The sequence below is a fragment of the Novosphingobium beihaiense genome (assembly GCF_022832375.1).
Classification (GTDB): Bacteria; Pseudomonadota; Alphaproteobacteria; order Sphingomonadales; family Sphingomonadaceae; genus Novosphingobium; species Novosphingobium beihaiensis.
The window spans coordinates 175,947-202,910 of sequence record NZ_JALHLG010000011.1; the positions used below are offsets into that span (position 1 = coordinate 175,947).

General features: G+C 65.7%; 23 protein-coding genes and 2 tRNA genes. 12 read left to right on the forward strand and 13 right to left on the reverse strand.

Going from position 1 to position 26,964, the window contains the following annotated elements:
• Window positions 1–200: 200 nt before the first annotated feature.
• The 5 genes from MTR66_RS10360 (at window position 201) to MTR66_RS10380 (ending at window position 10,398) form a co-directional block, all read left to right on the forward strand.
• Window positions 201–2,360: a WD40/YVTN/BNR-like repeat-containing protein gene (locus tag MTR66_RS10360; protein ID WP_243920620.1), complete on the forward strand. Its 2,160-nt coding sequence runs from the start codon at window positions 201–203 to the stop codon at window positions 2,358–2,360.
• Window positions 2,357–3,988 carry a DUF5597 domain-containing protein gene (locus MTR66_RS10365; RefSeq protein ID WP_243920622.1) on the forward strand — a complete coding sequence of 544 codons (1,632 nt, stop codon included), beginning with the start codon at window positions 2,357–2,359 and terminating at the stop codon, window positions 3,986–3,988. Before MTR66_RS10360 ends, MTR66_RS10365 begins: the two co-directional genes overlap by 4 nt.
• Window positions 3,989–4,017: 29 nt before the next feature.
• Window positions 4,018–6,906, forward strand: a complete 2,889-nt coding sequence (locus MTR66_RS10370) for a TIM-barrel domain-containing protein (RefSeq protein WP_243920624.1) — start codon at window positions 4,018–4,020, stop codon at window positions 6,904–6,906.
• Between the two features lie 134 nt (window positions 6,907–7,040).
• Window positions 7,041–8,687: an alpha-L-fucosidase gene (locus MTR66_RS10375; protein WP_243920626.1), complete on the forward strand. Its 1,647-nt coding sequence runs from the start codon at window positions 7,041–7,043 to the stop codon at window positions 8,685–8,687.
• A gap of 76 nt (window positions 8,688–8,763) precedes the next feature.
• Window positions 8,764–10,398: a DUF5597 domain-containing protein gene (locus tag MTR66_RS10380; protein WP_243920628.1), complete on the forward strand. Its 1,635-nt coding sequence runs from the start codon at window positions 8,764–8,766 to the stop codon at window positions 10,396–10,398.
• Here MTR66_RS10380 and MTR66_RS10385 read toward each other — a convergent pair.
• A complete protein-coding gene (locus MTR66_RS10385; protein ID WP_243920630.1) occupies window positions 10,383–10,598 on the reverse strand; it encodes a hypothetical protein in 216 nt (71 codons plus the stop codon). The two genes, MTR66_RS10380 and MTR66_RS10385, sit on opposite strands and share 16 nt — an antisense overlap.
• Window positions 10,553–11,482, reverse strand: coding sequence for a LysR substrate-binding domain-containing protein (locus MTR66_RS10390; RefSeq protein WP_243920632.1), 930 nt, complete (start codon window positions 11,480–11,482; stop codon window positions 10,553–10,555). Before MTR66_RS10390 ends, MTR66_RS10385 begins: the two co-directional genes overlap by 46 nt.
• A 62-nt stretch (window positions 11,483–11,544) precedes the next feature.
• On the opposite strand from MTR66_RS10390, the gene MTR66_RS21225 reads away from it, so the two are divergent.
• Window positions 11,545–11,670: a hypothetical protein gene (locus MTR66_RS21225; protein ID WP_268740428.1), complete on the forward strand. Its 126-nt coding sequence runs from the start codon at window positions 11,545–11,547 to the stop codon at window positions 11,668–11,670.
• Window positions 11,671–11,687: 17 nt separating this feature from the next.
• Window positions 11,688–12,980: an N-succinylarginine dihydrolase gene (locus MTR66_RS10395; RefSeq protein WP_243920633.1), complete on the forward strand. Its 1,293-nt coding sequence runs from the start codon at window positions 11,688–11,690 to the stop codon at window positions 12,978–12,980.
• Window positions 12,981–13,083: 103 nt separating this feature from the next.
• Here the strand turns inward: MTR66_RS10395 and MTR66_RS10400 are convergent.
• Window positions 13,084–13,158: transfer RNA gene (locus MTR66_RS10400), tRNA-Gly, on the reverse strand.
• Between the two features lie 227 nt (window positions 13,159–13,385).
• Here MTR66_RS10400 and MTR66_RS10405 point away from each other — a divergent pair.
• Both MTR66_RS10405 and MTR66_RS10410 read left to right on the forward strand, forming a co-directional pair.
• Window positions 13,386–14,288, forward strand: coding sequence for a tetratricopeptide repeat protein (locus MTR66_RS10405; RefSeq protein ID WP_243920723.1), 903 nt, complete (start codon window positions 13,386–13,388; stop codon window positions 14,286–14,288).
• 7 nt (window positions 14,289–14,295) lie between these two features.
• The gene (locus MTR66_RS10410; protein WP_243920635.1) at window positions 14,296–14,907 is read left to right on the forward strand and encodes an LON peptidase substrate-binding domain-containing protein; all 612 of its coding nucleotides are present in this window, start codon (window positions 14,296–14,298) and stop codon (window positions 14,905–14,907) included.
• Between the two features lie 111 nt (window positions 14,908–15,018).
• Here the strand turns inward: MTR66_RS10410 and MTR66_RS10415 are convergent, their stop codons facing one another.
• The 9 genes from MTR66_RS10415 to panC all read right to left on the reverse strand — a co-directional run bounded on the left by MTR66_RS10415 (window position 15,019) and on the right by panC (window position 22,896).
• Window positions 15,019–15,264, reverse strand: a complete 246-nt coding sequence (locus MTR66_RS10415) for a hypothetical protein (protein ID WP_243920636.1) — start codon at window positions 15,262–15,264, stop codon at window positions 15,019–15,021.
• Window positions 15,265–15,387: 123 nt separating this feature from the next.
• Window positions 15,388–17,604 (reverse strand): O-linked N-acetylglucosamine transferase, SPINDLY family protein, encoded by a 2,217-nt coding sequence (locus MTR66_RS10420; RefSeq protein ID WP_243920638.1) that lies wholly within the window; start codon window positions 17,602–17,604, stop codon window positions 15,388–15,390.
• A gap of 281 nt (window positions 17,605–17,885) precedes the next feature.
• Window positions 17,886–18,314, reverse strand: a complete 429-nt coding sequence (locus tag MTR66_RS10425) for a tyrosine-type recombinase/integrase (RefSeq protein WP_243920725.1) — start codon at window positions 18,312–18,314, stop codon at window positions 17,886–17,888.
• Window positions 18,239–18,460, reverse strand: coding sequence for an Arm DNA-binding domain-containing protein (locus tag MTR66_RS10430; RefSeq protein ID WP_243920640.1), 222 nt, complete (start codon window positions 18,458–18,460; stop codon window positions 18,239–18,241). Before MTR66_RS10430 ends, MTR66_RS10425 begins: the two co-directional genes overlap by 76 nt.
• A 212-nt stretch (window positions 18,461–18,672) precedes the next feature.
• Window positions 18,673–18,746: transfer RNA gene (locus MTR66_RS10435), tRNA-Gly, on the reverse strand.
• Window positions 18,747–18,915: 169 nt separating this feature from the next.
• A complete protein-coding gene (locus MTR66_RS10440) occupies window positions 18,916–20,271 on the reverse strand; it encodes a sensor histidine kinase (protein ID WP_243920642.1) in 1,356 nt (451 codons plus the stop codon).
• On the reverse strand, window positions 20,268–20,954 hold the full coding sequence (locus MTR66_RS10445) for a response regulator transcription factor (RefSeq protein ID WP_243920644.1): 687 nt from the start codon (window positions 20,952–20,954) through the stop codon (window positions 20,268–20,270). The genes MTR66_RS10440 and MTR66_RS10445 overlap by 4 nt, the downstream gene beginning before the upstream one ends.
• Before the next feature lie 187 nt (window positions 20,955–21,141).
• A complete protein-coding gene (locus MTR66_RS10450) occupies window positions 21,142–21,915 on the reverse strand; it encodes a CsgG/HfaB family protein (protein WP_243920646.1) in 774 nt (257 codons plus the stop codon).
• A 117-nt stretch (window positions 21,916–22,032) separates the two neighbouring features.
• The gene (gene panC, locus MTR66_RS10455) at window positions 22,033–22,896 is read right to left on the reverse strand and encodes a pantoate--beta-alanine ligase (RefSeq protein ID WP_243920648.1); all 864 of its coding nucleotides are present in this window, start codon (window positions 22,894–22,896) and stop codon (window positions 22,033–22,035) included.
• A gap of 139 nt (window positions 22,897–23,035) precedes the next feature.
• Here panC and MTR66_RS10460 point away from each other — a divergent pair, with 139 nt between their 5' ends.
• Genes MTR66_RS10460 through pgmG form a run of 3 tightly spaced genes read left to right on the forward strand, consistent with a single transcriptional unit; the run spans window position 23,036 to window position 25,548 of the window.
• Entirely contained in the window at window positions 23,036–23,845 is an 810-nt protein-coding gene (locus MTR66_RS10460; RefSeq protein ID WP_243920651.1) for a division plane positioning ATPase MipZ, read from the forward strand.
• Window positions 23,846–23,875: 30 nt separating this feature from the next.
• Window positions 23,876–24,160, forward strand: a complete 285-nt coding sequence (locus MTR66_RS10465; RefSeq protein ID WP_243920653.1) for a J domain-containing protein — start codon at window positions 23,876–23,878, stop codon at window positions 24,158–24,160.
• Window positions 24,157–25,548: a phosphoglucomutase/phosphomannomutase PgmG gene (gene pgmG / locus MTR66_RS10470; RefSeq protein ID WP_243920655.1), complete on the forward strand. Its 1,392-nt coding sequence runs from the start codon at window positions 24,157–24,159 to the stop codon at window positions 25,546–25,548. The genes MTR66_RS10465 and pgmG overlap by 4 nt, the downstream gene beginning before the upstream one ends.
• Before the next feature lie 132 nt (window positions 25,549–25,680).
• On the opposite strand, the gene MTR66_RS10475 is transcribed toward pgmG, so the two are convergent.
• On the reverse strand, window positions 25,681–26,955 hold the full coding sequence (locus MTR66_RS10475; RefSeq protein WP_243920657.1) for an MgtC/SapB family protein: 1,275 nt from the start codon (window positions 26,953–26,955) through the stop codon (window positions 25,681–25,683).
• Window positions 26,956–26,964 lie beyond the last annotated feature (9 nt).

Consider the following 26,964-nt stretch of genomic DNA (forward strand, 5'->3'; position numbering starts at 1 on the left):
TGCGACTCCAAAAGTGCCTGTCGAGGACGTTGAAACTGCTGGAGAGAGGGAAGGCCGTGGCCATCTCAGGGGTTCATAAGGCGCCGTTATTGGCGCTCGCGATGCTGGCAGGGCTTGCCGGTGCGCCCCTGTGTGCCCGAGCGCCCTCGCAGGCTTCTGCCGCCTCCGAATCGATGCCGCCCAAACCGGTTTTGCAAAGCGTGGCTTATGACTGGCACAGCGTGCGCGTGGGCGGCGGCGGCTTCGCGCCCGGGGTGGTGTTCAGCCCGGTCGAGCCGGGGCTGGCATGGCTGCGCACCGACATGGGCGGCGCTTACCGCTGGGATGCGAAGGCCGGGCGCTGGCTGGCGCTGCAGGACGGCGTGTCCGAGGGCAGTTATATGGGGATCGAGAGCCTAGCCGCCGATCCCGTCGATCCCGGCACGGTCTATCTCGCCGCCGGGATGCACTGGTCGTTGCCCTCGGCGATCTTCCGCTCCACCGATTACGGCAGGACATGGCGGGTGACGCCGGTGCCGTTCCGCATGGGCGGCAACGAGAACGGGCGCGGGCTGGGCGAGCGGCTGGCGATCGATCCTTTCGATCATGACCGGCTGTTCTTCGGTTCGCGCCATCAGGGCCTGTGGACGAGCGCCGATGCCGGAGCCACATGGCACAAGGCGGCCTCGTTCCCGCTCGCCGGGCTGGGCGTGCCCACCGATCCGCGCGCGACGCATGGCGGGCTCTCCTTCGTGGTCTTCGATCCGCAGGTGAAAGGCCGCCTGTTCGTGGGCAGCGCCGATCCGGGCACGCCGCCGCTGCTGCGCTCCGACGATGGCGGCCAGACGTGGCACGCGGTGCCGGGCGCGCCTGACGATGGTCTGCTGCCGGTGAAAGCCGCAATCGGCAGCGACAGCGTGCTGACGGTGGCGTGGTGCGACGGCATCGGCCCCAACGGGATCACGCGCGGTGCGGTCTGGCGCTTCGATCCGGCGCGCGGGGCGTGGCGCGATGTCACGCCGCTCAAGGGCAAGGATGCGCCTGCGGGCGGTTACATGGGCGTTTCCGTGGCGGCGTCCGATCCGAAGACAATCGCCGTCAGCACCGTCGATCGCGGTTATCCGGTCGATACCGTCTGGCTCTCGCACGATGGCGGGGCGCATTGGGATGCGCTTTACAAGCGCTCGGTGCGCGACGTTTCGGCTACGCCCTTTCTCGATTTCGACGGCAAGGCCAATTTCGGCCACTGGATAGCCGGGCTAGCGATCGATCCGTTCGATGCCGATCATGCCGCCTATGTCACCGGCGCGACCGTTTATGCGACGCACGAGCTGGAACAGCCCGGCACTCTGCACTGGGCGCCGTGGACGCGCGGGATCGAGCAGACCGCGATCATCACGCTGACGAGCCCCACCGGCGGGGCGCATCTCGTTTCGGGCTTCGGCGATATCGCGGGGTTCCGGCATGGCGATCTCAAGGTTTCGCCGCCGCACATGCACCTCAACCCATTCCTTTCGAACACCAATACGCTCGACTATGCCGGGCGGGCGCCGCGGATGATGGTGAGGAGCGGCAGCGTGCATGCGCGGGTGGTGCCGGACACGTCGCTCGCCTGGTCTGCGGATGGCGGCAATTCGTGGACGCCGCTGCATGTGCCCGCAGGCACGCCGCACGCGGATGGCTCGCCGCTGCCCGAGCAGACCGGCGATGCCGCGATCACGGTGTCCGCCGATGGCCGGACGTTCCTTGCCGAAACCGATGTGCCCCGCTTCACGCGGGATCGGGGCGCGCACTGGCAAGTGGCCAAAGGCCTCCCGAGCCGGGTGCGGGTGACGGCGGACAAAGTGGACGCGCGGCGCTTTTACGCGATCGATTTCGCGAAAGGCCGGATCGTGCGCAGCGACGATGGCGGCGCGCATTTCCATGCCGTGGCGGGCAAGGGCCTGCCCGCGGACCTTTCGGCCGCCCATTTCACCAACCGCGAAGCCCCCGCGCCGCTGCTGGCCGAACCGGGCCGGGCAGGCGCGTTGTGGCTCAATCTGGGCGGCGGGCTGTGGCACTCGGTGGATTTCGGGAAAAGCTGGGCCCGCACGGGTGAAACGATCTCGGTCGAGCGCTATGGTCTGGGCAAGGCCGCGCCGGGCCGCCGCGAACCGGCGCTCTACGCTCTGGGCGCGATCAACGGTCTGCGCGCCATCTGGCGCTCGGACGATGGTGGCGAGAGCTGGGTGCGGATCAACGACGATGCCCATCAATGGGGCATGCGCATCCGGGTGATCTCGGGCGATCCGCGCCGGTTCGGGCGGGTCTACATAGGAACCGACGGCAGGGGCATCGTCTATGGCGATCCCGTGAACACGCCGGTGAAGGGGGAAGAATGAGAAAGGCTGCATTTGTCACGACGCTGGCGCTGGCCGCCGGGCTGGCCCTGGCCGGTCAGGTGGTTTCCGCGCAGGCGCAAACGCCGCATCTGGAAAGCCGGGATGGCCGTCATGCGCTGATCGTCGACGGCGCGCCTTTTCTGATGCTGGGCGCGCAGGCGAACAATTCGAGCAATTATCCGGGCGAGCTGGACAAGGTCTGGCCGGTGCTCGATGCGATCCATGCCAATACGCTGGAAATCCCGATCGCCTGGGAACAGGTCGAGCCGGTCGAGGGCCAGTTCGATTTCACCTATCTTCAGGCGCTGCTCGACGGCGCGCGGGCGCATGGCAAGCGCGTGGTGCTGCTGTGGTTCGGCACCTGGAAGAACACCAGCCCGTCCTACACCCCCGCTTGGGTCAAGCTCGACAACGCGCGCTTCCCGCGCATGAAGGCGCCCGACGGTTCGGATCACTACGCGCTCACTCCGCTGGCGAAGACCACGCTGGCGGCGGACAGGCGCGCTTTCGTGAAAGTGATGGAATACCTGCGCGATCATGACCGGCAGAACACTGTGATCATGGTCCAGCCGGAAAACGAGACCGGCTCCTATCGCGTGCCGCGCGACTATTCAGCCGAGGGCAACCGCCTCTTCGCGCAACAGATCCCGGCGGCGCTGGCGGCGAAGACCGGCAAGCACGGCACCTGGCAGCAGGCCTTCGGCAAGCAGGCGCCGCGCGCGTTCAACACCTGGTATGTCGCCAGCTACGTCAATGCCGTGGCGAAAGCGGGCAAGGCGGTGAAGCCGCTGCCGATGTATGTGAATGCCTCGCTCGCCGGGCCTTCCAATGTGCCCGATCCCACCGGCGTTGCCAGCGGCGGGCCGCAGTGGGACGTGCTCGATATCTGGAAGGCAGCTGCCCCCGATATCGATTTCGCCGCGCCCGATATCTACGATCGGGAAAGTGGCAACGTCATCCAGTACCTCGACAAGTACACCCGGCCCGACAATGCGCTGATGGTGCCCGAAATCGGCAATGCGAAGGAATTCGCGCGCTTCTTTTGGCCCACCATCGGGCGCGGCGGCATCGGTTTTTCGCCGTTCGGCATGGATGACACCGGCTTCTTCAACTATCCGCTCGGCGCCCGCGCGCTGGACAAGGAGACGCTGCACGCCTTCGCGCTGCCCTATGGCACGCTGGCGCCGGTCATGCGCGACTGGGCGCGGATCGCCTACACGCATCCCACCTGGGGCGCGGCCAAGCCCGACGACGGTTCCAATCGCGAGACCGTGATGGGCAAGTGGAAGATTACCGCGACATGGGGCCAGTGGCAGTTCGGGGAGAAGGACTGGACCTGGCTCCCCGCCGATCCGGCGCCATGGGCGAAGGAGCCGGTGGGCGGCCTGGCCGTGGCGCAGCTTTCGGACCATGAATACCTGGTGATGGGCGATCACGTGCGCGTGCGCTTCACGCCCGCGCATGGCGAGCCCAACGGCGTGATCGTCTCGGTCGAGGAAGGCACGTTCCGCGATGGCAAGTGGGTCAAGACCCGCGTGTGGAATGGCGATCAGACCGATTACGGGTTCAATCTCATAAACAAGCCGCAGGTGCTCAAAGTCACCACCGGTTTCTACGCAACCAAATGAACGCACCTGAAGGGCAGGGGAATACGATTATGAAGCATATCCGGATCGCGGTACTGCTGGCAGGCAGCGCGCTTTGCTCGGCGCCCGCCATCGCGGCAGAGGCCCACGTGGAAAAAGTGCCCGGCGGCGTGGTGGTCACGCCCGAAGGCGGCCCGGCGGACCGCGTCGAAGTGACGCTGCACGGCGATGGCATTTTCCACGTCACCGCCCATCCGCGCGGGCTGGAGGTTCCGGCGCCGAACGCAAGCCTGATGGCGCCCAATCCCCCGGCGGCGGGCGCCTATACCGTCAGCGAGCGCGGCGGCCATGTGACCGTGAAGGCAGCGAAGGCGACGGCGGATATCGATCTTGCCAGCGGCAAAGTCCGCTTCCTCGATCCCAGGGGCAAGGAACTGCTCGCGGAATCGGCGCCTACGGTGTTCACCCAGACGCAGGCGGACGGCAAGCCTTACGTCACCGTCTCGCAGCAGTTCAACCGGGGCACGGGCGAGGGGCTCTACGGCCTTGGCCAGCACCAGAACGCGCAGATGGACTACAACGGCGAGGACGTGCAGCTCGCCCAGCACAATATGGACATTGGCCTGCCTTTCGTCGTCTCCACCAAGGGCTATGGCCTCTTGTGGGATAACGAGAGCATCACCCGCTTCGGCAATCCGAAGCCCTACGCGCTGGTCGGCGCCGAGGGCGGGATGAAAGTCACCAGCGACGGCAAGCCGGGCTTCAAGGCTGAATACTTCCTCGACGGCAAGCTGGCGGTCGCGCGGCAGGAAGCGAGCGTCGATTATCAGTACATCGCCGATCAGGCCAAGTGGCCCGAAGCGGCCAAGGCGAAGACGGTCGCCGCCAGCGAGGGCCAGAACACCGCCGGCAACGCGGTGCAGACGCAGACGGTGGTGTGGAACGGCGATGTGCATCCGGACAAGACCGGGGTGCACAAGTTCGAACTCTACGGCTCCAGCTATTACAAGGTCTATGCCGACGGGAAGCTGGTGCTCGACCGCTGGCGCCAGAACTGGAACCCCTGGTATGCCAATTTCGAGCTGCCGATGACGGCGGGCAAGCCAGTGCACATCCGCATCGAGTGGGAACCCAACGCGGGCTATATCGCGCTGCTGCACAACGATCCGCTGCCCAAGGCGGACCGCCATTCGGTGTGGTTCTCCAGCGATGTCGCGCGCGACAAGGATTACTGGTTCGTGCCCGGCAAGGACATGGACGGGGTGATCGCGGGCTACCGCAAGCTCACCGGCAAGGCCGAGATGATGCCCAAGTGGGTCTACGGCTTCTGGCAGTCGCGCCAGCGTTACGACACCAGCAAGGAGCTGCTGGACGTGCTGAGCGAGTACCGCAAGCTGCAGTACCCGATCGACAATATCGTGCTCGACTGGCGCTACTGGACCGACGATAGCTGGGGCAGCCACAAGTTCGACGCCTCGCGCTTCCCCGATCCCAAGGCGATGGTCGACAAGGTGCACGAAGACCATGCCGAGATCATGATTTCGGTCTGGCCCAAGTTCTATCCGACCACGGACAACTACAAGGAACTCGATGCCGCGGGCGCCGTCTATCACGGCAATCTGGAGCAGGGGAACAAGGACTGGGTCGGCCCCGGCTATCTCAACACGTTCTATGATCCCTATTCGGCCAAGGGGCGCAAGATCTTCTGGCGCCAGATCCAGGACCGCCTCGGCGTGCTGGGCTTCGATGCCTGGTGGGCCGATGCCAGCGAGCCGGACATGCACTCCAACCTCTCGATCGCAAAGCGCATCGACACCATGGGGCCGACGGCGATCGGCCCGGCGGCGGAGTTCTTCAATTCCTATCCGCTGATGAATGCCCGCTCGTTCTATGACGGCTGGCGTGCGTTCAAGCCGGACGTGCGCCCGTTCCTGCTGACCCGTTCGGGCTTCGGCGGTTTGCAGCGCTACAGCGCGGCGGTGTGGTCGGGCGATGTCGCCACGCGCTGGTACGATCTGCGCGCGCAGATCTCGGCGGGCGTGAACACTGCGATGTCGGGCCTGCCCAACTGGACGCATGACATCGGCGGCTTCTCGGTCGAACCGCGCTATACCGCCGATCATCCCGAGCCGCAGGATCTGGCCGAGTGGCGCGAGCTGAACTTGCGCTGGTTCCAGTTCGGTGCCTTCAGCCCGATCTTCCGCAGCCATGGCGAAAAGCCCTGGCGCGAGATCTACGAGATTTCGCCCGAAGGCTCGCCGATGCGCGCCTCGATGGTGTGGTATGACAAGCTGCGCTACCGCCTGATGCCCTATATCTACACGCTCGGCGCCGATACCTACATGAAGGACGGCTCGATCATGCGCGGTCTGGTGATGGACTTCCCGGAAGACGCCAAAGCCCGCACGATCAATGACGAGTACCTGTTCGGCAAGGCGTTCCTGGTGGCGCCGGTCACGGCCTGGAAGGCGCGCGAGCGCGAGGTCTATTTCCCCGGCAAGGACGTGACCTGGTACGATTTCGAAAGCGGCAAGACCTACAAGGGCGGCGCCAGTGCCACGGTTCCCGCGCCTGCCGAGCGGATGCCGCTGTTCGTGCGGGCCGGCTCGATCGTGCCGATGGGCCCGGTCATGCAGTATACCGACGAAAAGCCCGATGCGCCGGTCACGCTGGTGATCTACACCGGCGCGGACGGGGCCTTCTCGCTCTACAACGACGATGGCCGCTCCGAGCGGTACAAGACCGGCGCGTGGAGCCGCATGCCGGTGCGTTATGACGATGCCACGGGCACGGTCACGCTCGGCGCGCGCGAAGGCAAGGGCTATGCCGGAATGCCGAAGAGCCGCTCGGTGCGGATCAAGTGGATTGCCGCTGGCGAAAGCGTGGCCGAGCATACCACGGCCGACGCCGAAGTGGTCTGGAATGGCAAAGCACTGCGGGTGAAGCGTCCGCAGCGCTGAGCGGACTGGCCTGCCCTGCCGCCTCCTCCTCCTAAGGCAGGGCAGGCCAGTCAAACTTATGGTAGCGCTATCTATGGGGCAGCGGCGGGTTTCCGCCGTATTGCGGAGACAGTGCGAATATCCCGGGAGAGACTATGGCTGACCGGCGCACATTTCTGGCAGGCGGCATTGCGGCAGGCGCCATGGCCGCGGGCGTTCCCGCGCGGGCGCTGTCCGGTGCGCCGGGGCAGATGACGGCGGGCCCGGTCGAGCCCACATGGAATTCGCTGGTCGCCCACTACCGCTATCCGGACTGGTTCCGCGATGCGAAGTTCGGCATCTGGTCCCACTGGGGCCCGCAATCGGTGCCCGAGCAGGGCGACTGGTACGGACGCTTCCTCTACATGCAGGGGCATCCGATGTACGAGCATCACCTCAGGACCTACGGCCATCCCGCCGATACCGGCATGATGGACATGCAGAATCTGTGGAGCGCGGACAAGTGGGACCCGGAAGGGCTGATGCAGCGCTTTGTGAAAGCGGGGGCGCGCTATTTCGTCAGCTTGGCCTGCCATCATGACAATCTCGACTGTTTCGATTCGTCGCATCATGCGTGGAATTCGCTGCGCGTGGGGCCGAAGCGCGACGTGGTCGGCACCTGGGAAAAGGCGGCGCGCGCGGCGGGGCTGAAGTTCGGCGTGTCGAACCACACCGCGCACGCCTGGCACTGGTATCAGACGGCTTATGCCTATGACCCGGAAGGGCCGCGCAAGGGCGAACGCTACGACGCGTTCAAACTCACCCGGGCGGACGGCGCGGGCAAATGGTGGGATGGGCTCGATCCGCAACAGCTCTACACCGGCCCGCACATGGTGGCGCCCGGCGGCATCGACAGCATCGCGGCGATGAACGCCTGGCATGACCGGCACGATGGCCAGTGGATCGAAACCGCCCCGCCCGGCGACGATACATTCGCGCGCCAGTGGCTGCTGCGGCAGATGGACCTTGTCGCCAAGTACCGCCCGGATTTCTGCTATTTCGACGATTACGAACTGCCCTTCGGCCGCTACGGCCTCGCCGCCGCCGCCGATTACTACAACCGCGCGATCGGCTGGCACGGCGATATCGACGTGGTGCTCACCGCCAAGCAGTTGAAGCCCCGCGCCCGTTTCGGTCTGGTGCAGGATGTCGAGCGCGGCTTTACCGACCACTTTTGGGACGAGCCCTGGCAGACCGATACCTGCATCGGCGACTGGTTCTACAACCGCGCGCGCTTCACCAATAAAAGCTATGTCGGTGCCCGCGCGGTGATCCAGCGGCTGGCCGATGTCGTCTCGAAGAACGGCAACCTGCTGCTTTCCATCCCCCAGCGCGGCGACGGCACGATCGATGCCGAGGAAGAGCAGATCCTCGACGATCTCGCCCGCTGGATGGCGGTGGGCGGCGAGGCGATCTTCGGCTCGCGCCCCTGGCACATCTATGGCGAAGGGCCGACCGCCTTGCAGCCGGGCATGCAGAACGAAGGCGGCTTCAAGGGCTTTGCCGAGGGCGATGTGCGCTTCACCACGAAGGACGGGGCGCTTTACATGCTGATGCTGGCCGCGCCCTCCGGGCCGCTTGCGGTGCAGGCTCTGGGCCGCCGCGCGCTGGCACGGGCAGGCAAGGGCGAGGTGGCGGCGGTGACGCTGCTCGGCGGCGGGGCCGTGCCGTTCCGCCAGACCTTCGAAGCGCTGGAACTGGACCTGCCGCGCGGGCTCGGCACCGTGCCGGTGGTGCGGATCGAAGGGCGCGGACTGGTGTAACCTGCCTGACACTTGCACCACCTCCGCTCGCCCTGAGCTTGTCGAAGGGCGTTCCGGCAGCGAAGAGGGGAAAGACATGAGAAGACTGTTCACGGCCGCCGCAGCGGCATCGGCTGCGATGGCCGCATTGGCCGCCTCGCTGCCGCTCCGCGCCGCGCCGGACTCGCTTCCCCATATCGCCGAAAAGGATGGCCGCCACGCGCTGATCGTCGATGGCGCGCCCTATCTGATGCTGGGCGCGCAGATCAACAATTCGAGCACCTGGCCCTGGGCCCTGCCCAAAGTCTGGCCGACGATGGCGGCGATGCACGTCAACACCGTCGAAGTGCCGGTCGGCTGGGAGCAGATCGAGCCCGAGGAAGGGCGCTTCGATTTCGCCATCGTCGATCTCCTGCTCAAACAGGCGCGCGAACGCCATGTGCGGCTTGTGCTGCTGTGGTTCGGCAGCTGGAAGAACACCAATCCGCAGTACACCCCGCGCTGGGTCAAGCTCGACAATGCCCGCTTCCCGCGCATGCGCCGCCCCGACGGCACGCTGCACTATGCGCTCTCGCCCTTCGGCCAGCAGACGCAGGCCGCCGATGCCAGGGCCTTTGCCGCGCTGATGCACCATCTGGCTGAGGCCGACCGGGACAATACCGTGATCATGGTGCAGGTTGAGAACGAGGCAGGCTCCTACGGCCTCGCGCGCGATCATTCGGGCGAGGCGAACGCGGCGTTCGCCGCTCCGGTGCCCGAAGCGCTGCGCCGCCGCATGGGCAAGGGGCCGGGCAACTGGCAGACGCTGTTCGGGCGCAATGCCGAGCTGTACTTCCACGCTTGGCACATGGCCCGCTACATCGATCATGTCGCCGCCGCCGGAAAGGCCGAAAAGCCGCTGCCGATGTACGTCAACGCGGCGCTGCCGGGCGATCCCTTCACCTGGCAAGACCCGAATACTTATGCCAGCGGCGGGCCCGCGAACACGGTGATCGACGTTTACAAGGCCGCCGCGCCGCATCTCGATCTGGTCGCGCCCGATATCTACAATCCGGCGCACAAGGCCTATCTCGGCTTCCTCGACGCCTATGACCGGCCGGACAACGCGCTGTTCGTCCCCGAGACCGGCCATGCCAAGGAATACGCGCGCTATTTCTTTGCGGCGGCAGGGCGCGGGGCGATCGGCTGGTCTCCCTTCGGCATCGATCCGCTGCGCTATCTGCCCAGCCGCCCGGTCCATTCCAAACTCGATGCCCAGGCGATCGCGCCTTTCGCGGCGAACTACGAACTCTTCGCCCCGATCGCGCGCCTGTGGGCCCGGCTTGCCTTCGAAGGCAAGACCTGGGGCGCGGCCGAGCCGGAAGGCGATGCCGAGGGCCACAGGCAGACGCTCAAGCTGGGCAAATATACCGCCCATATCAGCTACGGCACCGGAGACTGGGGCCCGGCGAAACCCAAAGGCAATCCTTATCCCTCCGGCGGGGTGGCGATCGCCCAGCTCGCGCCGGACGAATTCCTCGTCACCGGCTTCTTCGCCCGCGTCGATTTCGCGCTGACCGATCCGGAGCGCGCCAACCTGCTGATCGACCGGGTCGAGCAAGGCACCTATGACAAGGATGGCCACTGGGTGTTCCAGCGGGTGTGGAATGGCGATCAGGTGGACTGGGGCCTGAACTTCACCGCCGCCCCGCAAATCCTGCGCGTGAAGCTGGCGAGCTATCCCATCCGCTGAACGCCGGGGAGCGCGGGCGTCACGTCCTCCCATGTGCGGGCCTTGAGGCCGCAATCCGGGTTGACCCAGAGCTGGCCGGACGAAAGCCGCCGCGCGTCTTCCCCGCCATCGGGCGTGCCGTTGGCATTGACGAGAACAGCAGCACTCTCGCGCCTTATCCGGCGGCCTGACCGCTGCCGGAAGGGCGTATCAGTCCGCATTCTTCGCGAATCCAGTCCCGGAAAAGCATCAAGGCCGGTGTTTTCCGGCTCGCTTCGGGAAAGGCCAGCCAATAGCTGCGGTCTTCGGGCAAGGGCACGTTCACCGGGATCACCAGTTCTCCCGCCTCCAGTTCGGGTGCGATCAGGAAGCTGGGGAGCAGGGCCGCGCCGCCGTCCGCCTTGGCGGACTGGGCCAGCATCAGGAAATGGCTCAGGCTGGGCAGGCTGCGCGCTTCGGGTGCGGGCACGCCGGTCAACGCGAACCATCGCGACCACGCATCCTTGCGCCGGGACTGCACCAGCAAGGGCACACGCAGAAAGTCTTCCGGGCGGGTGATGGCGTATTTGTCTTGCACTGCCGGGGACACCACCGGCACGACATGTTCGTGAAACAGCAGGTCGTGCTCCGCGCCGGGCCAGTCCGGGCCGCCGACATGGATGGCCGCGTGGAACGGTTCTCGGGCGAAATCGAATATGTCGGTGCGGGCGGAGATGTTCACGACAAGGTCCGGATGCTTCTGGGTCAGCCGGGGCAGGCGCGGGGCCAGCCAGCGCATGCCGAAGCCGGGCAGCACCGCCAGTTCGATCACGTGTTCCGGCTCCGGGTCCATCAGCCGCCCGGCCGCGCGGCGAATGGCGGAAAGCGCGGGGGCCAGGTCTTCGAGGAACTGGCGGCCGGTATCGTTCAGCACCACCCGGCGCCCGTTCCGGTCGAACAGCGCGGCGCCCAGCCATTGTTCCAGATTGGAGACATGGCGGCTCACCGCGCTCTGCGTCAGCCGCAGCGCCTCGCCCGCGCGCGTGAAGGAGCCGAGCCGGGCCGCCGCTTCGAAACAGTGCAGCATCGCCATCGGCGGCAGCCTGCGCCGGTCATCGTAGTTCATTCGTAAAACTCATCAACTGATGGCTATTCTCAGGCTTTTTACATGCCTTGAGATCGGGAATTATGCAAATTCTCTATGAGGTATTAATCTGGGCCTGTCCGGCCGCGGGCTTCGAGGCGGGCGAACGTGTTGACATGACCGGGCAGACCGAGGGCATCATGCCGCATGCCGGAGAAGAAACGCGGTGACAGGAAAGGCAGCGCCGATGCGCGAAATCAACTTCGACGGGCTGATCGGCCCCAGCCACAACTATGCCGGGCTCTCCTTCGGCAATATCGCATCCGCCCGGAATGCGGGCGCGGCTTCGGCTCCGCGCGCAGCGGCGCTGCAAGGGCTGGACAAGATGCGGCGGATGCTGGCGCTGGGCCTGCCGCAGGGGCTGTTCCTGCCGCATGACCGGCCCGATACGGGCTGGCTGCGGGCGCTGGGCTTCACTGGCGATGACGATGCCGTGTGCCGGGCTGCATGGCAGCAGGAACCGGCGCTGCTGCGCAATGCCCTGTCCGCGTCCGCCATGTGGACTGCGAATGCGGCGACGGTCTCGCCTGCGCCCGATACGGCAGACGGGCGCTGTCATCTGAGCGTGGCAAACCTTTCGACGATGCTCCACCGCAGCATCGAGCATGAGCAGACGCTGCGCCAGCTCCGGCTGGCCTTTGCCGACGAGCGCTATTTCGCGGTCCATCCGGCGCTGCCTGCCGGGCTGGGCGATGAAGGCGCGGCCAACTTCATGCGCTTAGGGCTCAGCCATGCCGGGCGCAGTCTGGAACTGTTCGTCTATGGCGAGCGCTCGGCCAGGCAGCCGTTCCCGGCGCGCCAGCATCGCGCCGCCAGTGCCGCCGTGGCCCGCAGGCACGGGCTGGCGCAGGCGGACCTTGCGCTTGTGCGGCAAAGTGATGCGGCCATTGCCGCCGGGGCCTTTCACAACGATGTCGTGGCGGTCGCGAACGAGAATGTGCTGTTCACCCACGAACAGGCGTTTGCCGAACGGGACGAGGTCTATCGCACGATCCGGGCGCGGCTGCCCGAAGCGGTGATCGTGGAAGCCCCGGCGGAGCGCGTCGGTCTGGACGCGGCGGTCCGCTCTTATCTGTTCAATTCGCAGCTGGTCACGCTGCCGGGCGGAGATATGGCGCTGATCCTGCCGCAGGAGGCGCGTGATACCCCCGAAGTCTGGGCCTGGCTGCAAGATGTGAAGGCGGCAGACAATCCCATCCGGCACCTGGAAGTCGTCGACGTCCGCGAATCGATGCGCAACGGCGGCGGGCCCGCCTGCCTGCGGCTGCGCGTCGCGGTGAGCGAAGAGGCCCACGCGGCCATCGATCCTCGCTTCCTGCTGGACGAGGCGGCGTGCGACCGGATCGCCGAAGTGATCGAGCGGACCTGGCCCGAACGCATCGCGCCCGGCGATCTGGGCGAGCCCGGCCTCTGGCACCAGTGCCGCACGGCCCGCGCGGCGCTGCTTTCCACGCTTGGCTTTGCAGCAGGCGAACTGTGAGCGCGCTGCGGCAGCCAAGTGCAGCCGTGGCTGCAAACAGCGCGAACTGACACGAAATCAGGCTGTCCCCGATTCTTCGGATCATCAAATTTTCTGGAAAAACTGGAGCGGGCGAAGGGATTCGAACCCTCGACCCCAACCTTGGCAAGGTTGTGCTCTACCCCTGAGCTACGCCCGCTCTGGCGCTTGGCGGAAGGTCATTCCCGCCGGGTGAGGCGCGCCACTAGCAGGGGGTTCGGGGGGCGGCAAGAGGGAATTGCATTTTTTTTTGCAAGCGCCCGCGCGATGGGGCAAAGGCCCGGGTGACGGTGAGGGGCTGTGGATGCTTTCACCCTTCACAAACCGCGCAGGAAACCCGATCTAGGGGGCTGCATTCAGGATATGGGAGCAAGTACTTTGGCCAGCATGGGGCTCAATCTCGACGAGCAGAAGGCAGTAGACCGGTTCCGCAAGACGGTGGCCGAACCTTCGATGACCCAACTGGTGGTTCTCGATTTCTGGGCCGAATGGTGCGGGCCGTGCAAGGCGCTGACGCCCGTGCTCGAAAAGGTCACGGCGGAATATGCAGACAAGGGCGTGCTGCTGGCCAAAGTCAATGTCGATGAAGAGCAGTTCATCGCCTCGCAGTTCCAGGTGCGCTCGATTCCCACCGTCTATGCGATCTTCCAGGGGCAGCCGGTGGCCGATCTCACCAATGCCCGCACCGAATCGCAGCTCAAGCAGATGCTCGATCAGCTTTTGGAAAAGCTGCCGGTGCAGCCCGAAGGCGCCGCGCCGCAGCAGGACATCGCGCCGCTGATCGCGATGGGCGAAGAAGCCCTGGCCGCCAACGACGGCGAGCGTGCCGCCAGCATCTTCATGCAGATTCTGGAAATGGTGCCGGACAATGCCGAAGTGCTGTCCGGCCTGATCCGCGGGCTTGTGGTGGCCGGGCGGCTGGAGGAAGCCGGGCAGGTGTTGGGCGGCCTGACGCCGGAAGTGGCCGCCGATCCGCATCTGGAACGGGCCCGCACCGCGCTCGAACTGGCGAAGGACAAGCCGGAGGACAGCGAGCTGGCCACTCTCAAGGCTGCCGCCGCCAGCCGTCCCGAAGACATGGAGGCGCAGCTGGCCTATGCCAATGCCGCTTTCGCGGCGGGTGAGCGCGATGCCGCGGCCGGTGCGTTGCTGGCGATGGTCGCGGCCGACCGGGAATGGAACGAGGGGGCCGCGCGCGCCAAGCTGCTGCAGATCTTCGAGGCGGTCGGTCTGGAAGATCCGTGGGTCTCGGCCACGCGCCGCAAGCTTTCGACCGTCCTGTTCGGCTGAGCAGCCCTTGGCGCGGATCACCATCTTTCCCTTGCCTGGCGCGGTTCTCTATCCGGGTTTGCAGCTTCCGCTGCATATCTTCGAGCCCCGCTACCGGGCGATGGTGAGCGACGCCCTGGCGCGCGACCGGCTGATCGGCATGATCCAGCCGCAGCGAGCCGAGGAAGGCGCGCCGCTCTATTCGATCGGCTGCCTGGGCCGGATCGGCGATGTCGAGGCGCTGGAAGACGGGCGCTTCAACATCGTGCTGGAGGGCGAGCAGCGCTTTCGCATCGTGAACGAGCTCGATGTGACGACACCGTTCCGGCAAGTCGAAGGGGAGTTGCTGGAAGAGGATGAGGACGAAGTGCTGGCTCCGGTCGAACGGGCGAGCTTCGAGCGCGAGGCGCGCCGTTTTGCCGATGCGCAGGGCTATGCGGTCGATTGGGATCAAGTGACCCGGCTGGACGATTACTCACTGATCAACGGCGTCTCGCAGATCGCTCCGTTCGACCCGGCGGCCAAGCAGGCCCTGCTGGAAGCGCCGGGTATCGCCGCCCGGTGCGAGCTGCTGGTGCAGCTCATGCAATTCTTCGGCCGCACCAGCGATGACGACAAGGACGGCGCGACGCTGCAATAGAAGCGGTGCTGGCGTAACGGACCGAGCTGCCGCCGCTCACGCATGCCTTGGGCAACAAAAAAAGGCGGCTCCTGCCGGAACCGCCTTTTCTGAATTTGCAGGAAGCAGGGATCAGGGGCTATCGGAATTGTTGTCGTCGTTGGTGGCGATGATCACCGCGCCAGCGACAATTCCGGCACCGATGATAGCGGCGGTGGTGGCGCCCAGGCCGAGAATCTTGTTCGACTTCTTTGCGGACGTCGAAGTTTTGATGTTCGCCACCTTCGCAATCGAAAGCGGCGCTGCCGTATTGGCCAGAGCCGGCGCCGCGATCAGCGACGAAGCGGCGACCGCAGCCAGAAGTTTAGTCATGCGCATTGTAGATGCCCCTGTTGCTGATTCGATTTTGAATCCCTTTCTAGGTATCAGAGATTCTGTATCTGCAGAAGTTAATTTGGCCTTTCATGCCAAGGATATGACGTGTGCTGGCAGTGTCTGTCGTCACTCCACGTCGAAATGACCGGGCGCCAGTCCTTCGAGCCGCCGCTGGTGCATGCGCTCCAGAGCCGTTTCCACCCGGCGGGTATACGGTACCGTATCGAACAGCGGCAAGGCCGCGCGGTTGGCCGTCAGGCGGGCACGCATGTCCGCGAGGCGGGCCGGATCGCGGGCGAGGAACAGGGCCAGCGCGGCATAGGCCTCTTCGCTGTCCACCGCGAGTTCGGGCAGTCCCGCCGCACTGACAAGGCTCGTGGCGACGCGTGCGGCGAATTGCCGCCCGGTCAGTGTCAGCACCGGCAGGCCCGCCCACAGGGCGTCGCTCGCCGTGGTGTGGGCGTTGACGGCAAAAGTGTCGAGGAACAGGTCCGCGTGGACAAGGCGGCCCAGGTGCTCGCCGTGCGATATGGATGGGGTGAACACGAGGCGTGCGGGATCGACCCCGCGTGCCGCTGCTTCGCGGCGCAGGTTATCCTCGGCCCATTCGTTCGAACGCAGCAGCCACAGCACGCTGCCTTCCACTTCGCGCAGCAGGCCCATCCAGATGTCCCATTCGCGCGGCGAAATCTTGTAGGTGTGGTTGAAGCTGGCGAAGACGAAACCGTCTTCCGGCAGGCCCCAGCCTGCGCGGCCCTTGGTGTCGGGCACGATTTCGCGCAAGTTGTCGTTGGCCTGGTAGCAGTGGGCGAGCCGCACGACTTTCTCGCTGAACCATTGTTCGGCCCCTTCGGGCATCGTCACGTGATCGGCGATGAAATAGTCCATGCAGGGGTGGGCGACGGTGCCGGGATATCCCATGAAGCTGACCTGCACAGGCGCGAGACGATGGCCGAACCAGCGAACGCGTGAGCCCCGGGTATAGCCTTTGAGGTCCACCGCGATGTCGAGATTGTCGGCACGGGCCAAGGCGGCGACCTCCTCGTCGCGCATCTTGCCGGCTTCGATGAAGGCATCCACGTTCTTGCGCAGTTCGATGCGCGCCGGATCCTCCTCGTTGACCGGGCCGTAGCTGTAGAGGCGCACTTCGAAGCGGGAGCGGTCGTGCTCGCGGAAGAAGCCCGACATCAGGTGCATCGTGGCATGGCCGTGAAAGTCGCCGGAGAAGTAGCCGATGCGAATACGTCCGTCGGCGGACGGTGCGGGTGAGGGCATGTCCACCGGCGGTACCGCCGCGAACTGCACGCGGGCGCAGTTTTGCGAGCTGCGGTACTGATGGGCCGGATCGTCGATGAAGGGCAGCGCCGAGAAGGCCTGTTCGGCATTCTCGGTCAGCACGAACTCGCGGCGCTTGCTCCAGTCGCAGATATGCGCTTCCTCGAACAGAGCCTGCAGCCGCGCGGAGTGATTGGCGGGATCGACGTCCAGAGCGGCACGGAACGAGGCGATGGCATCGGGAAGTTTTTTCTTGAGCACCAGAGCCTTGCCCTTGTTGACCATGGCCTTGCTGTTCCTGGCATTGGCTGCAAGCGCGCGGTCGAAGGCGCTGACCGCCTCGTCAAGGTGTTCGAGGGCGAGCAGTTCGCCTCCCATGTTGTTCAATGCATCGCTGTGGGCCGGGTTCAGGCGCGCGGCATTGGCCAGGGATGCGATAGCGTCTTCGCGGCGGCCCGCTTTCGCCAGCAGGTTGCCCAGGTTGTAGTGCGCTTCGGTATAGTTCGGATCGATGCGGATAGCGGCGGCGAAGTGTTCGGCAGCTTCCTCGTCGCGCTCGGCGATCTGCAGCAGGTTGGCCAGATTGTACTGGGCATCGGCGTAGCCGGGCTTGCGGGCGATGACCTCGCGGTAGATCGCCTCGGCTTCACTCAGGCGCTCCTGCTTGCGCAGCGAAATGGCGAGGTTGTTGTAGCTGGCGGGATGGTTCGGGTCCGCCTCGATCGCGCGCCGGAAAGCCTGTTCCGCGCCGGCATAGTTGTTGAGGGCAAGCAGGGCGGCGCCGAGCAGGTTCTGCACGCCGTGCGAATGCGGATAGGCTTCGGCGAGGGCGTGGCCCTGCCGCGCCGCTTCGTCCATGCGGCCGGACTGATAGGCGGAGACCATCGCATCGAACTGCTGCTGCGAGGGGTTGTTGTGCGCTGCCTCCAGCGCTTCCAGCCCCGCGCGGGCGCGCGGATTGCGCGGATGCTTGTCGAGCACCTTGCGATAGAGCGCGCGCGCTTCATCGGTCTCACCGCGTTTTACCGCGCCTTTGGCTTTGATAAGGAGAGTTTCCAGTCCACTCACCCCGTGTCCCCTTGCGTCCTAGTGTGCCTGTTACCGAATGGTTAAGGCAAACAGGGTTTATGGGGGGTGAGGGCAAACTAAGTGCATGCACCTATCCTGCCTCTGCGCGAGGGTGCCTGATGCGGTCCAGAGCGCCCCATCCAGGTCGATTTCATCCCAGCGGGCGTGGCGCAACTCACCGGGCCGTACAAAGACATGGGGAGCCAGTTGGAGCGCCAGCCGAGTAATCCCAAGTCTCATATCCGTCTATCGCCCGCAGCAGTTCGCCCACCTTCCCCGGCTCAAGGATCGGACGCTAGCCGGGCCGTGGCCACAGCATAGCAAAACACCGCGCCAGCCAATTGCAGGCTGCGCCGCGCACTTTCCAGCTTTCCCTTGCCTTCAATCCTGCGAATAGCCGTCAGCACATCAGGCGGTTCAATCTCGCCAATCGGAAACTTACCGATGGAGCCACAAACCAGAGAAAGCAGATATTCGCTCCGCTTGGCAGTGGCGGGTGCCCAGCCTTTGGAGCCGCCGCGGCGGCGCGTCTCACAATATTCGTCGCAAATCGCCGCGAACGTGTCTGCCGCTTGTATGCGAGCGCGCACTTTGTCCCGCTGCTTCTCGCGTGACGGGTCTTTACCAAGGGCGATCAGTTCTCGCGCTTCCTCCTGGCGACGGCGCGCCTCGCCGAGCCCAATTTCGGGATAGGCACCGATTGCCAGCAGTTTTCGCGCCCATCGATACGGTACTTGAGCCGCCACAGCTTTCCCCCGGCTGGGGTGACAAGCAAGAACATGCCGCCGCCGTCCGCCAGCTTGACTGGCTTCGGTCCCGGCTTGGCATTCCGGATTGTAACGTCAGTAAGGGCCATAGCGAAATCAGCCTCATCCGGGCCGACACTCCAAGAATACCCCCAGGCATGGGGGTATCGATCTAGCCACTTCGCCTACACTCCCCAATCATACCCCCAGTGGACGGCGGCTGAATGTGAACGTGATTGAACGAATGCGGCCTAATTTTCGCTAAATATCGCGGATTTCAGGGATATGCCCAGACAGATACGGACTTGGCTAGACTGGAAAATGGAGCGGGTGAAGGGAATCGAACCCTCGTCGTAAGCTTGGGAAGCTTCTGCTCTACCATTGAGCTACACCCGCATGCCTGCAGGAAACCGTCGGTCTCGCTTGCTGGCAGGGCTGGCGGGTTACAGGCCGGGTGATGTGGACTGTCCCGCAAGCGCAGCGCGATTGCCACAATCATCGGGGCTTGGCAACACACCTTCTCTGTATGTCCGTGCGCTATTGGTGCGCGCCGCTGCGGTGCGGTTCAGCGTTTGGCCTCCGGGGCCACGCTGAAGCAGGCGCCCTTGTTGGTAGGCACGAGCATGATTTCCAGGTGGTGGCGTTCGGCAATGGCGCGGCACAGGGCCAGGCCGAGCCCGGCGCCTTCCGGACCTGCGGAGCGTTCGCCCCTGCTGAACTTTTCGAAGATCGTTTCGCGCTGTTCTTCGGGAACGCCCGGGCCATCGTCGCTGACGACGAGCCTGGGGCCCTTGCGCAGCACGAGCCAGACCGTGCCGCCTGCGGGCACGAACTTGAAGGCATTGTCGAGCAGGTTGGTGATCAGCCGCGTCAGGGCCATTTCCTCGCCTTCGATGACAACGCCGGGTTCGATATCCAGCTTGAGCGCACGGCCGGTCTCCTCGGCGCTGTCGGCATAGAGTTCGCCGAGGCGGGAGGCGACAACGCTCAGGTTGACCGGGGCCAGGCCGTGCCGGTCGCCGCGCCGGGCTTCGCTCGCGGCAATGTCGAGCAGCGATTCGAGCATGCGGATGATCCCGCGGATCTCGGTGCGGGCATCGGCGATGCGGGCGGCGGTTTCGGTGTCCGGCGTGGCCGCGAGCGCTTTGACCAGCCGGTTGTCGAGATGCATCAGCGGCGTGCGCATTTCGTGCGCGACATGGTCGGTGGTTTCGCGGTTCGCGGCGGCGAGACGCTTGAGCCGGACCAGGGTATTGGCCGAGTGCGTGGTCAGCTCGTCGATCTCGTCGCGGCCGCCGGTGTCGAGGAAAAGTTCCTCCAGCGCCGAATCGCCGGGCTGGCGGAACGCGGCGTTGATCTTCTCGATACGCCCGGCAAGCCGCCGCGCGGCCATCCAGCCGCCCAGGGCAACGGCCAGAACGGCCAGAATGCCGCCGCTCAGAAAGGCGAGTGCAACCTGGCGCAGCAGCACGTCGAGATCGTGATGCTCATGCGCCACCAGAAGCCGGAGCCCGGGCCCCAGCTGGGCCGTGCGGGCGGAAGCCTTCCGGCCGTCTTCCAGGCGGATTTCGGCGTCGTTACCGTTTGCGGGGCGCAGTGCGGGCCAGTCCGGAATGTCGCCGGCGATCCGGCGGCCTTCGGCATCGGCCAGAAGATAGTGCGCCGTATTGCCATTGCGCTGCTGGAGAGACAGGCGGTCCTCGATGCGCTTGGACAGCTCCTCGGCACCGCCGCTGGCGAAGATGTCCACCATGCCCGCCACATCGAGGTCAACCGTGCGTTCCAGCGCCTGGCGGTTGGTCCGCTGGATCGTGCTGTCGGTGAGGAGCCAGAGCCCGAAGGTGATTTCGGCCGCAGTGAAGATCGCCCAGAGGACGATCTGCGCAAAGATCGAATGGCGGATCGCGACGAGGTGCGTCACCGCCCGTCCAGCAGCCGGTAGCCCGATCCCCAGATGGTTTCGAGCGCGGGGGTGTCGAAACCATCCTCAAGCTTGCGGCGCAGGCGGCCGATGTTGACGTCGACGACGTTGGTCTGCGGATCGAAATTCATCTTCCACACGTCGCGCAGGAGCATTTCTCGCGTCAGCACTTCGCCGGCATTCGCCATGAAATAGCGGAACAGGTCGAATTCCTTGGGGCTCAGCGAAAGGTGGCGGTTCTCGCGAAAGGCGGTGCGCGCCTTCACATGGCATTCGAACGCGCCGTAGAGAATGACGGCGCTGTGTTCGCGGCCCGAACCGCGGCGGTGGAGCGCGCGCAGGCGGGCGAGCAGTTCTTCCGCCTCGAAGGGCTTGGCCAGATAGTCGTCCGCTCCGGCGTCCAGCCCCTCGGCACGGTCGGACGTGCGGCCGAGCGCCGAGAGCATCAGCACGGGCGTGCCGATTCCGCTTTCCCGCAGCCGTGAGAGCAGGGTGATCCCGTCAAGATCGGGCAGCATGCGGTCAAGGATGATGACATCGAAGCGTTCGACACCGGCCCGGCGCAGCCCGTCCGTGCCGGTGGAGGCACAGACGACCGTGTTGCCGGTTGCCTCGGCCAGTTCCTGCACTTGCAGGGCCGCGCGCGCATCGTCTTCGATATAGAGGATGTTGAGCTTGGTCATTCTGCCCCGCTCATCCTGCGGTGCCCCTTCGTTGCTGCCCATCGTACCGGTATCGCACGCCTTGCATGATTTTCGGAATCGTGAATCTCAGAATCGCGAATGCCAGACCCGGCAGGATACCGGATTTCCATGCGGGAAGGGAAGGCGGGCCCACAGGCTGCCTTCCCTTCTGGCCGCGTTGGGAGCGTCAGTGTGCTTCCGGTGCCGCTTCGGCGGCATCTTCGGGCAGGCCGCCGAGCTGTGTTACCAGCTTGGTGTAAGCGTCGAGGTAGGCCAGCACGATGATCTGGCCGATCTTGGTGTTCTGGTAGCCGCCGCCGCCTGCGCCTGCGAAAGTGCCGCCGAAGAAACCGCCGCCGCCTGCGCCGAAGCTGACGTCGGACTTGCGGGCATAGCCTTCGACCAGCGCCTCCTCGACAGTGGTGCGCGCATTGACGACCGAAAGCGTCACGTTCGCTTCGCCTTTCTTGACGCTGATGCCCCCGGCAATGGCGCCGACGCTGCGGCCGAAAAGCCCTCCGCCGATGCCGCCCAGGACACCGCCGAGGCCGCCGCCGCCGGAATTGCTGTTGGTGGAGACGATGTCGGGCTGCAGGAAGTAGTCGGCGGCCTTGATCTGGCCCTTGCCGATATTCGATCCGGCCTGCAGCTCACCCTGTTCGGCGAGGGCGCGTTCCATCGCGCTGCTGCGCAGCGAGCGGCCACGGTTGACGAGCGTGAAGCAGTGGGAACGCTGAACGAAGACGCGCAGGATCGCTTCCGGGCTGCCCAGGCTGAGTTCGCGCCACCACTTGGTGTCGGGCTCGACAATGGCCACGGTGCCGAGATTGCGGGTGCAGACGGGAATTTCCTGCGTGCCCTGTTCCTGCTGTTTGCGTGCGGAAGACTTACTGGCGGCCATCGCCGGAGCCGCCGTCAACGCAACAGCCAATGCGCTGAGCGCGCAAACGAATTTCTTCATATCAGATCTGCCCTCTGTTACTGCCGCATCGCGAAATGCGGGGGTGCCCAGTCCCACGACATGTCAGAACTAGGCCGCCATTGGCCTTTGAACAAATGACGATGTCAGTAAGATGATTTAGCAGCTTGCGGGCGATACGGCCATGTTGTCGATCAGGCGGGCGCGTCCGATCCGTGCGGCCACCAGCAGGCGCATGGGCCGTGCGGACCGGCTGTCCAGTTCGGTCAGGTCTTGCGCATCGCGCAAGCTGGCATAGTCGACAGTGCTGAAACCGGCAGCCCGCAGCGCGGTTTCGAGGGCGTGCAGGGCGGCGTTTACATCCTTGCCGGCCTCGATGCTCGCGATGGCGGTTTTCATCGCGGCGGGCAGGGTGGCAGCCTGCCCGCGCTCTTCCTGCGAGAGGTAGGCATTGCGCGAGGACATCGCGAGCCCGTCCGCCTCGCGCACGGTGGGCACGCCTAGGATCTTGTCCGCATGGGGGCGGGTGAGGTCGAGGTCGCGGGCCATGCGGCGGATCACGGCCAATTGTTGCCAGTCCTTCTCGCCGAACAGGGCGAAATCGGGCAAGACCTGGTGGAACAGCTTGCACACCACGGTGGCGACGCCGTCGAAATGGCCGGGCCGGTCCGCGCCGCACAGTCCCTCGCTGACGCCCGAGACCGCAATGTTGGTGGCGAAACCCTGCGGGTACATCACGTCCACGGTGGGGGCCCAGACGAGATCGGCGCCTTCCGCTTCCAGCAATGCGCAATCGCGTTCGAGCTGGCGCGGATAGGCGTCCAGATCCTCACCCGGGCTGAACTGCAGCGGGTTGACGAAGATCGAGACCGCCACGCTGGCGGCGTGCTTTTTCGCCTCGCGTACCAGTGTCAGATGGCCTTCATGCAAGGCGCCCATGGTGGGCACGAGCGCGAGCGGACCGGCTTCCCGCAAATGCGCCACGGCACGGCGCAGTGGATCAAGGCTGTGGACGGTTTGCATTGGCTGGGGCTGCTCCGATATGATGGCCTTGCCGGTGGACGCGCCGCCCCTTAGCCGCGGCGCGCCCTGTGCGGCAATCTATTTGAACTCGCGGAAGGTCCGGTCAGGCCGTCCCGCAGCAGGAAAGCGATCAAAGACCGTGGCAGCGCATCGTATCGTCTTCGCCAATGAAAAGGGCGGCACCGGCAAGTCCACCACGGCGGTGCACGTCGCCATCGCGCTCGCCTATCAGGGCGCCAATGTTGCCGCGATCGATCTCGATCCGCGCCAGCGCACCTTGTTTCGCTATCTGGAAAACCGGGTGGAGACCGAACGCAAGCGCGAGATCGCGCTGCCGGGCGCACGCTTCGCGGTCTATGACGGGGACGATCTCGCCGAGCTGGACGATCTCGCCGAGCAGATCGCCGATGGCTACGATTTCCTGATCTTCGATACGCCGGGCCGCGACGATCCCTTTGCCCGCCACGTAGCCACCACGGCCGATACGCTGGTGACGCCGCTGAACGACAGTTTCGTCGATTTCGACCTGATCGGTCAGGTGGAAGGGGAGACCTTCAAGGTGAAGAAGCTCTCGTTCTATGCCGAACTCATGTGGGAAACCCGCAAGAAGCGCGGGCAGAAGACGCTGAGCGAAGGCCGCAAGGAAATGGACTGGGTGGTGGTGCGCAACCGCGTGCAGCATGTGGAAGCGCGCAATATGCGCCGTCTCGAAGGGGCGCTGTCCGAGCTGTCCAAGCGCGTTGGTTTCCGTGTGGCGAGCGGCCTGTCCGAACGCGTTATCTACCGCGAGCTGTTTCCCTCGGGCCTGACGCTGCTCGACAAGGGCTATCTGGGCGAACTGGGCACCAGCCACCTCGTTGCCCGGCAGGAACTGCGCAGCCTTGTGGCCGGGCTCAAGCTGCCGATGCCGGTGCGGGCGCCGCGGGACGCCGCCCTCGCGGCCGAATAGGACGGGCTGCGGCATGAAAGCGGTCCGGGCGTGAAGCTGATCTGGCTCATCGTGCTGGCCTGCGTGGCCTGGCGCCTGATCGCGGGGCGCTGGCCCTGGCAGAAGAAAAAGGTGCGTCCGTCCTTTGCCGCCGCCCATGCCCGCGAAGTGCTCGGCGTGAGCGCAAAGGCCAGCCGCCAGGACATCCTCGACGCGCACCGCCGCCGGATCACCCGGATCCACCCCGACCGGGGCGGCAGCAGCGAGCAGGTGCACGAAGCCAACGCCGCGCGCGATCTGCTGCTGGCCGAACTGGCGCTGGACCCGCGCTCTTGAAGCGGCACCGGTTCGATCCGGAAATCCTGCGCGAATATGACATTCGCGGCGTTACAGGCGTGACGCTGAACGCGGCGGACGCCTATGCCATCGGCCGCAGCTTCGCGTCGGCGGTGCACCGCGTAGGCGGCAGCCGTATCGCGGTGGGCTATGACGGCCGCCTCAGCTCCCCGGCGCTGGAACGGGCGCTGGTGGAAGGCATCATGGCCAGCGGTGCCACGGCCGTGCGCATCGGGCTCGGCCCCACGCCGATGCTCTATTACGCCGAAGCCTCGGGCGGGGATATCGATGCGGGGATTCAGATCACGGGCAGCCATAACCCGCGCGATCACAACGGCTTCAAGTTCGTGCTGCAGGGCAGGCCGTTCTACGGGGCGGATATACAGCGGCTCGGTACCATGGCGGCGGCTGGGGACTGGGACGAGGGTGCTGGCCGTGCGGAGGAGCGCGCGGTCCTCGATGCCTATGTGGCGCGGTTGCTGGAAGGATTGGCAGGCGTCGATCCGGCGGGGCTCTCCGCTCTGCGGATCGGCTGGGACGCAGGCAACGGCGCGGCCGGGCCCGCGCTGGAGAGGCTCGCCGCGAGCCTGCCAGGCGAACACCATCTGCTGTTCACCCAAGTGGACGGCCACTTTCCCAACCACCATCCCGACCCCACCATCGAGGCGAACCTTGCAGACCTGAAAGCGCTGGTCGCGCGCGAAAAGCTCGATTTCGGCGTGGCCTTCGATGGCGATGCCGACCGGATCGGGGCGGTCGATGGCAGTGGGCGGGTGATCTGGGGCGACCAGCTGATCGCGATATTCGCGGAGGATCTGCTGCGCCGCCATCCGGGCGCTACCGTGGTGGCGGATGTCAAGGCTTCGCGCACGCTGTTCGATGCCATTGCCCGCAACGGGGGGCATCCGGTGATGGGCCGCTCCGGGCATTCGTTGGTCAAGGCGAAGATGCGGGAGACCGGCGCTCTGCTCGGCGGCGAAATGAGCGGGCATGTGTTCTTCGCCGATGACTATTACGGTTTCGACGACGGGCTCTACGCGGCGGTGCGGCTGATGGCGGCGGTGGTGCGGCTGGGGCGGACGCTGGCGGACTTGCGCGAGGCGATGCCGGAGACGTTCAGCACGCCCGAACTGCGCTTCCCCGCCCCCGAAGCGCGCAAGTTCGCGGCGGTGGAGGAAGTCCGCGCGCGGCTCGCCGAAGCGGGCGCGCAAGTCGTGGATATCGACGGCGTGCGGGTGACGACGCAAGACGGCTGGTGGCTCCTGCGCGCCTCGAACACGCAGGCCGTGCTGACGGCGCGCGCGGAAAGCGATACCGGGGCGGGACTGGAGCGCCTGATCGGCGAGATCGACGCGCAGCTTGCGCTTTGCGGCCTCTCGCGCGGTTAGAGATAACCATCTCTGCGTGAAATACTCGTCATTGCGAGCGAAGCGAAGCAATCCAGAGCGGTGCCACTGCGCTCTGATTTGCTCCGACCCTTCGGACCTCGCAATGACGATTCAAAGTGAAACGATCACGCATTAGAAAACCAGCACCAGCGCGCCGATGATCACCGCCACAGCGCTGGCCGCCAGCGGCAGGGCGCCGTGCTTGCCCTTGCTCCAGCCCCCGACGCTGGCCGAAACGAAAGCCTTGAACAGGGTGTTGAGCGTGACCGAGGTGGCCAGCACTACCGCCGCCGTCACGGAGGGGAGCGTGTTCGCGGGAAGGTTGCCCATGGTGATGATCGTCGAATCGACATCGACTGTGCCCGATACCGCCAGCACCAGCGCCAGTTCGCGGTCTCCGAAATGCTCCAGAATCCAGCGCGCGGCGACCGTCAGCACCATGACCAGCGCGGTCAGCACGAAAGCGGGCAGCAGGTCGAAGGGATTGCGCATCTCCATCTTGTCCTGCGGCTCGGCCGCGGTGCCTTTGGGAACCTGGCGCAGATACCAGACGGTGAGGATCAGGCTGATCAGCAGACCCGGCACCAGCAGCCGTATCAGCGAACCGAGCGCGAAAGGGGCCAGCGCAGCGGTCAGCACCATCACGCGCAGGTACATCACGGCCGAGGCGGTGGAGATGCCCGCCGCCAGGATCGGCGTTCCGGCAGTCCCTTCCTTCATCCGCGTCGCCAGCGAGGCCGTGACGGCGGTGGAGGACACCACCGATCCCGCCGCGGCCGTCGCGATCACCGCGCGGGTGGGGCCGAGCATGCGCGCGGCGAAATACCCCGCGAAGGAAAAGCCAGAGACGAGCACCACCACCATCCACAGCTTGCGCGGATTCCAGGCCTCGTAAGGGCCATAGGGCTGGTCCGGCAGCAGCGGCAGGATGACCAGCGCGATCAGTGCGAAGCGCGCGATCGAGAGCACTTCCTTCTCGGTGAGATGCCGCACCCAGCGGTGAAGCTGTTCGCGCATGGCCAGCACCAGCACCATGACGACGGCAACGGCGGTGCCGGTCAGCCGCTCGCCGGTGCCGACCAGAAATCCGCTGGCGAGCGTCAGCAGCGCCACCACGCCCGAAGTGCCGTCGATCCGCCCGCTGGCATGGGCGGTGCGCTCGTATCCCAGCAGGACGAGCACCATGACGGCGGCCAGCAGGGCAGTGGCGGGGCCGCTCGCATGGTCATAGAGAACCCCGGCAATGCCGCCCGCCAGGCCCATCAGCGCAAACGTGCGGATACCGGCAAAGCGCGATCCGGAGGCCTGTTCGCGCAGTACCCAGCCGCGCTGCAGCCCCACCAGCAGGCCAAGGGCAAGGCCCATGGCGATGTTGATCAGATGGGAATAGCCGGAAAGCGCGGTCATGATGGGTGC

Excerpts from the sequence above, each read along its gene's own strand:
- MTR66_RS10380 (WP_243920628.1), top strand. The coding sequence starts at position 8,764 with ATGAGAAGACTGTTCACGGCCGCCGCAGCGGCATCGGCTGCGATGGCC.
- MTR66_RS10375 (WP_243920626.1), top strand. The coding sequence starts at position 7,041 with ATGGCTGACCGGCGCACATTTCTGGCAGGCGGCATTGCGGCAGGCGCC.
- MTR66_RS10395 (WP_243920633.1), top strand. The coding sequence starts at position 11,688 with ATGCGCGAAATCAACTTCGACGGGCTGATCGGCCCCAGCCACAACTAT.
- MTR66_RS10365 (WP_243920622.1), top strand. The coding sequence starts at position 2,357 with ATGAGAAAGGCTGCATTTGTCACGACGCTGGCGCTGGCCGCCGGGCTG.
- MTR66_RS10405 (WP_243920723.1), top strand. The coding sequence starts at position 13,386 with ATGGGGCTCAATCTCGACGAGCAGAAGGCAGTAGACCGGTTCCGCAAG.
- MTR66_RS10390 (WP_243920632.1), bottom strand. The coding sequence starts at position 11,482 with ATGAACTACGATGACCGGCGCAGGCTGCCGCCGATGGCGATGCTGCAC.
- MTR66_RS10450 (WP_243920646.1), bottom strand. The coding sequence starts at position 21,915 with ATGAAGAAATTCGTTTGCGCGCTCAGCGCATTGGCTGTTGCGTTGACG.
- MTR66_RS10385 (WP_243920630.1), bottom strand. The coding sequence starts at position 10,598 with ATGCGGACTGATACGCCCTTCCGGCAGCGGTCAGGCCGCCGGATAAGG.
- panC (WP_243920648.1), bottom strand. The coding sequence starts at position 22,896 with ATGCAAACCGTCCACAGCCTTGATCCACTGCGCCGTGCCGTGGCGCAT.
- MTR66_RS10445 (WP_243920644.1), bottom strand. The coding sequence starts at position 20,954 with ATGACCAAGCTCAACATCCTCTATATCGAAGACGATGCGCGCGCGGCC.
- MTR66_RS10475 (WP_243920657.1), bottom strand. The coding sequence starts at position 26,955 with ATGACCGCGCTTTCCGGCTATTCCCATCTGATCAACATCGCCATGGGC.
- MTR66_RS10415 (WP_243920636.1), bottom strand. The coding sequence starts at position 15,264 with ATGCGCATGACTAAACTTCTGGCTGCGGTCGCCGCTTCGTCGCTGATC.
- MTR66_RS10370 (WP_243920624.1), top strand. The coding sequence starts at position 4,018 with ATGAAGCATATCCGGATCGCGGTACTGCTGGCAGGCAGCGCGCTTTGC.
- MTR66_RS10430 (WP_243920640.1), bottom strand. The coding sequence starts at position 18,460 with ATGGCCCTTACTGACGTTACAATCCGGAATGCCAAGCCGGGACCGAAG.
- MTR66_RS21225 (WP_268740428.1), top strand. The coding sequence starts at position 11,545 with ATGCAAATTCTCTATGAGGTATTAATCTGGGCCTGTCCGGCCGCGGGC.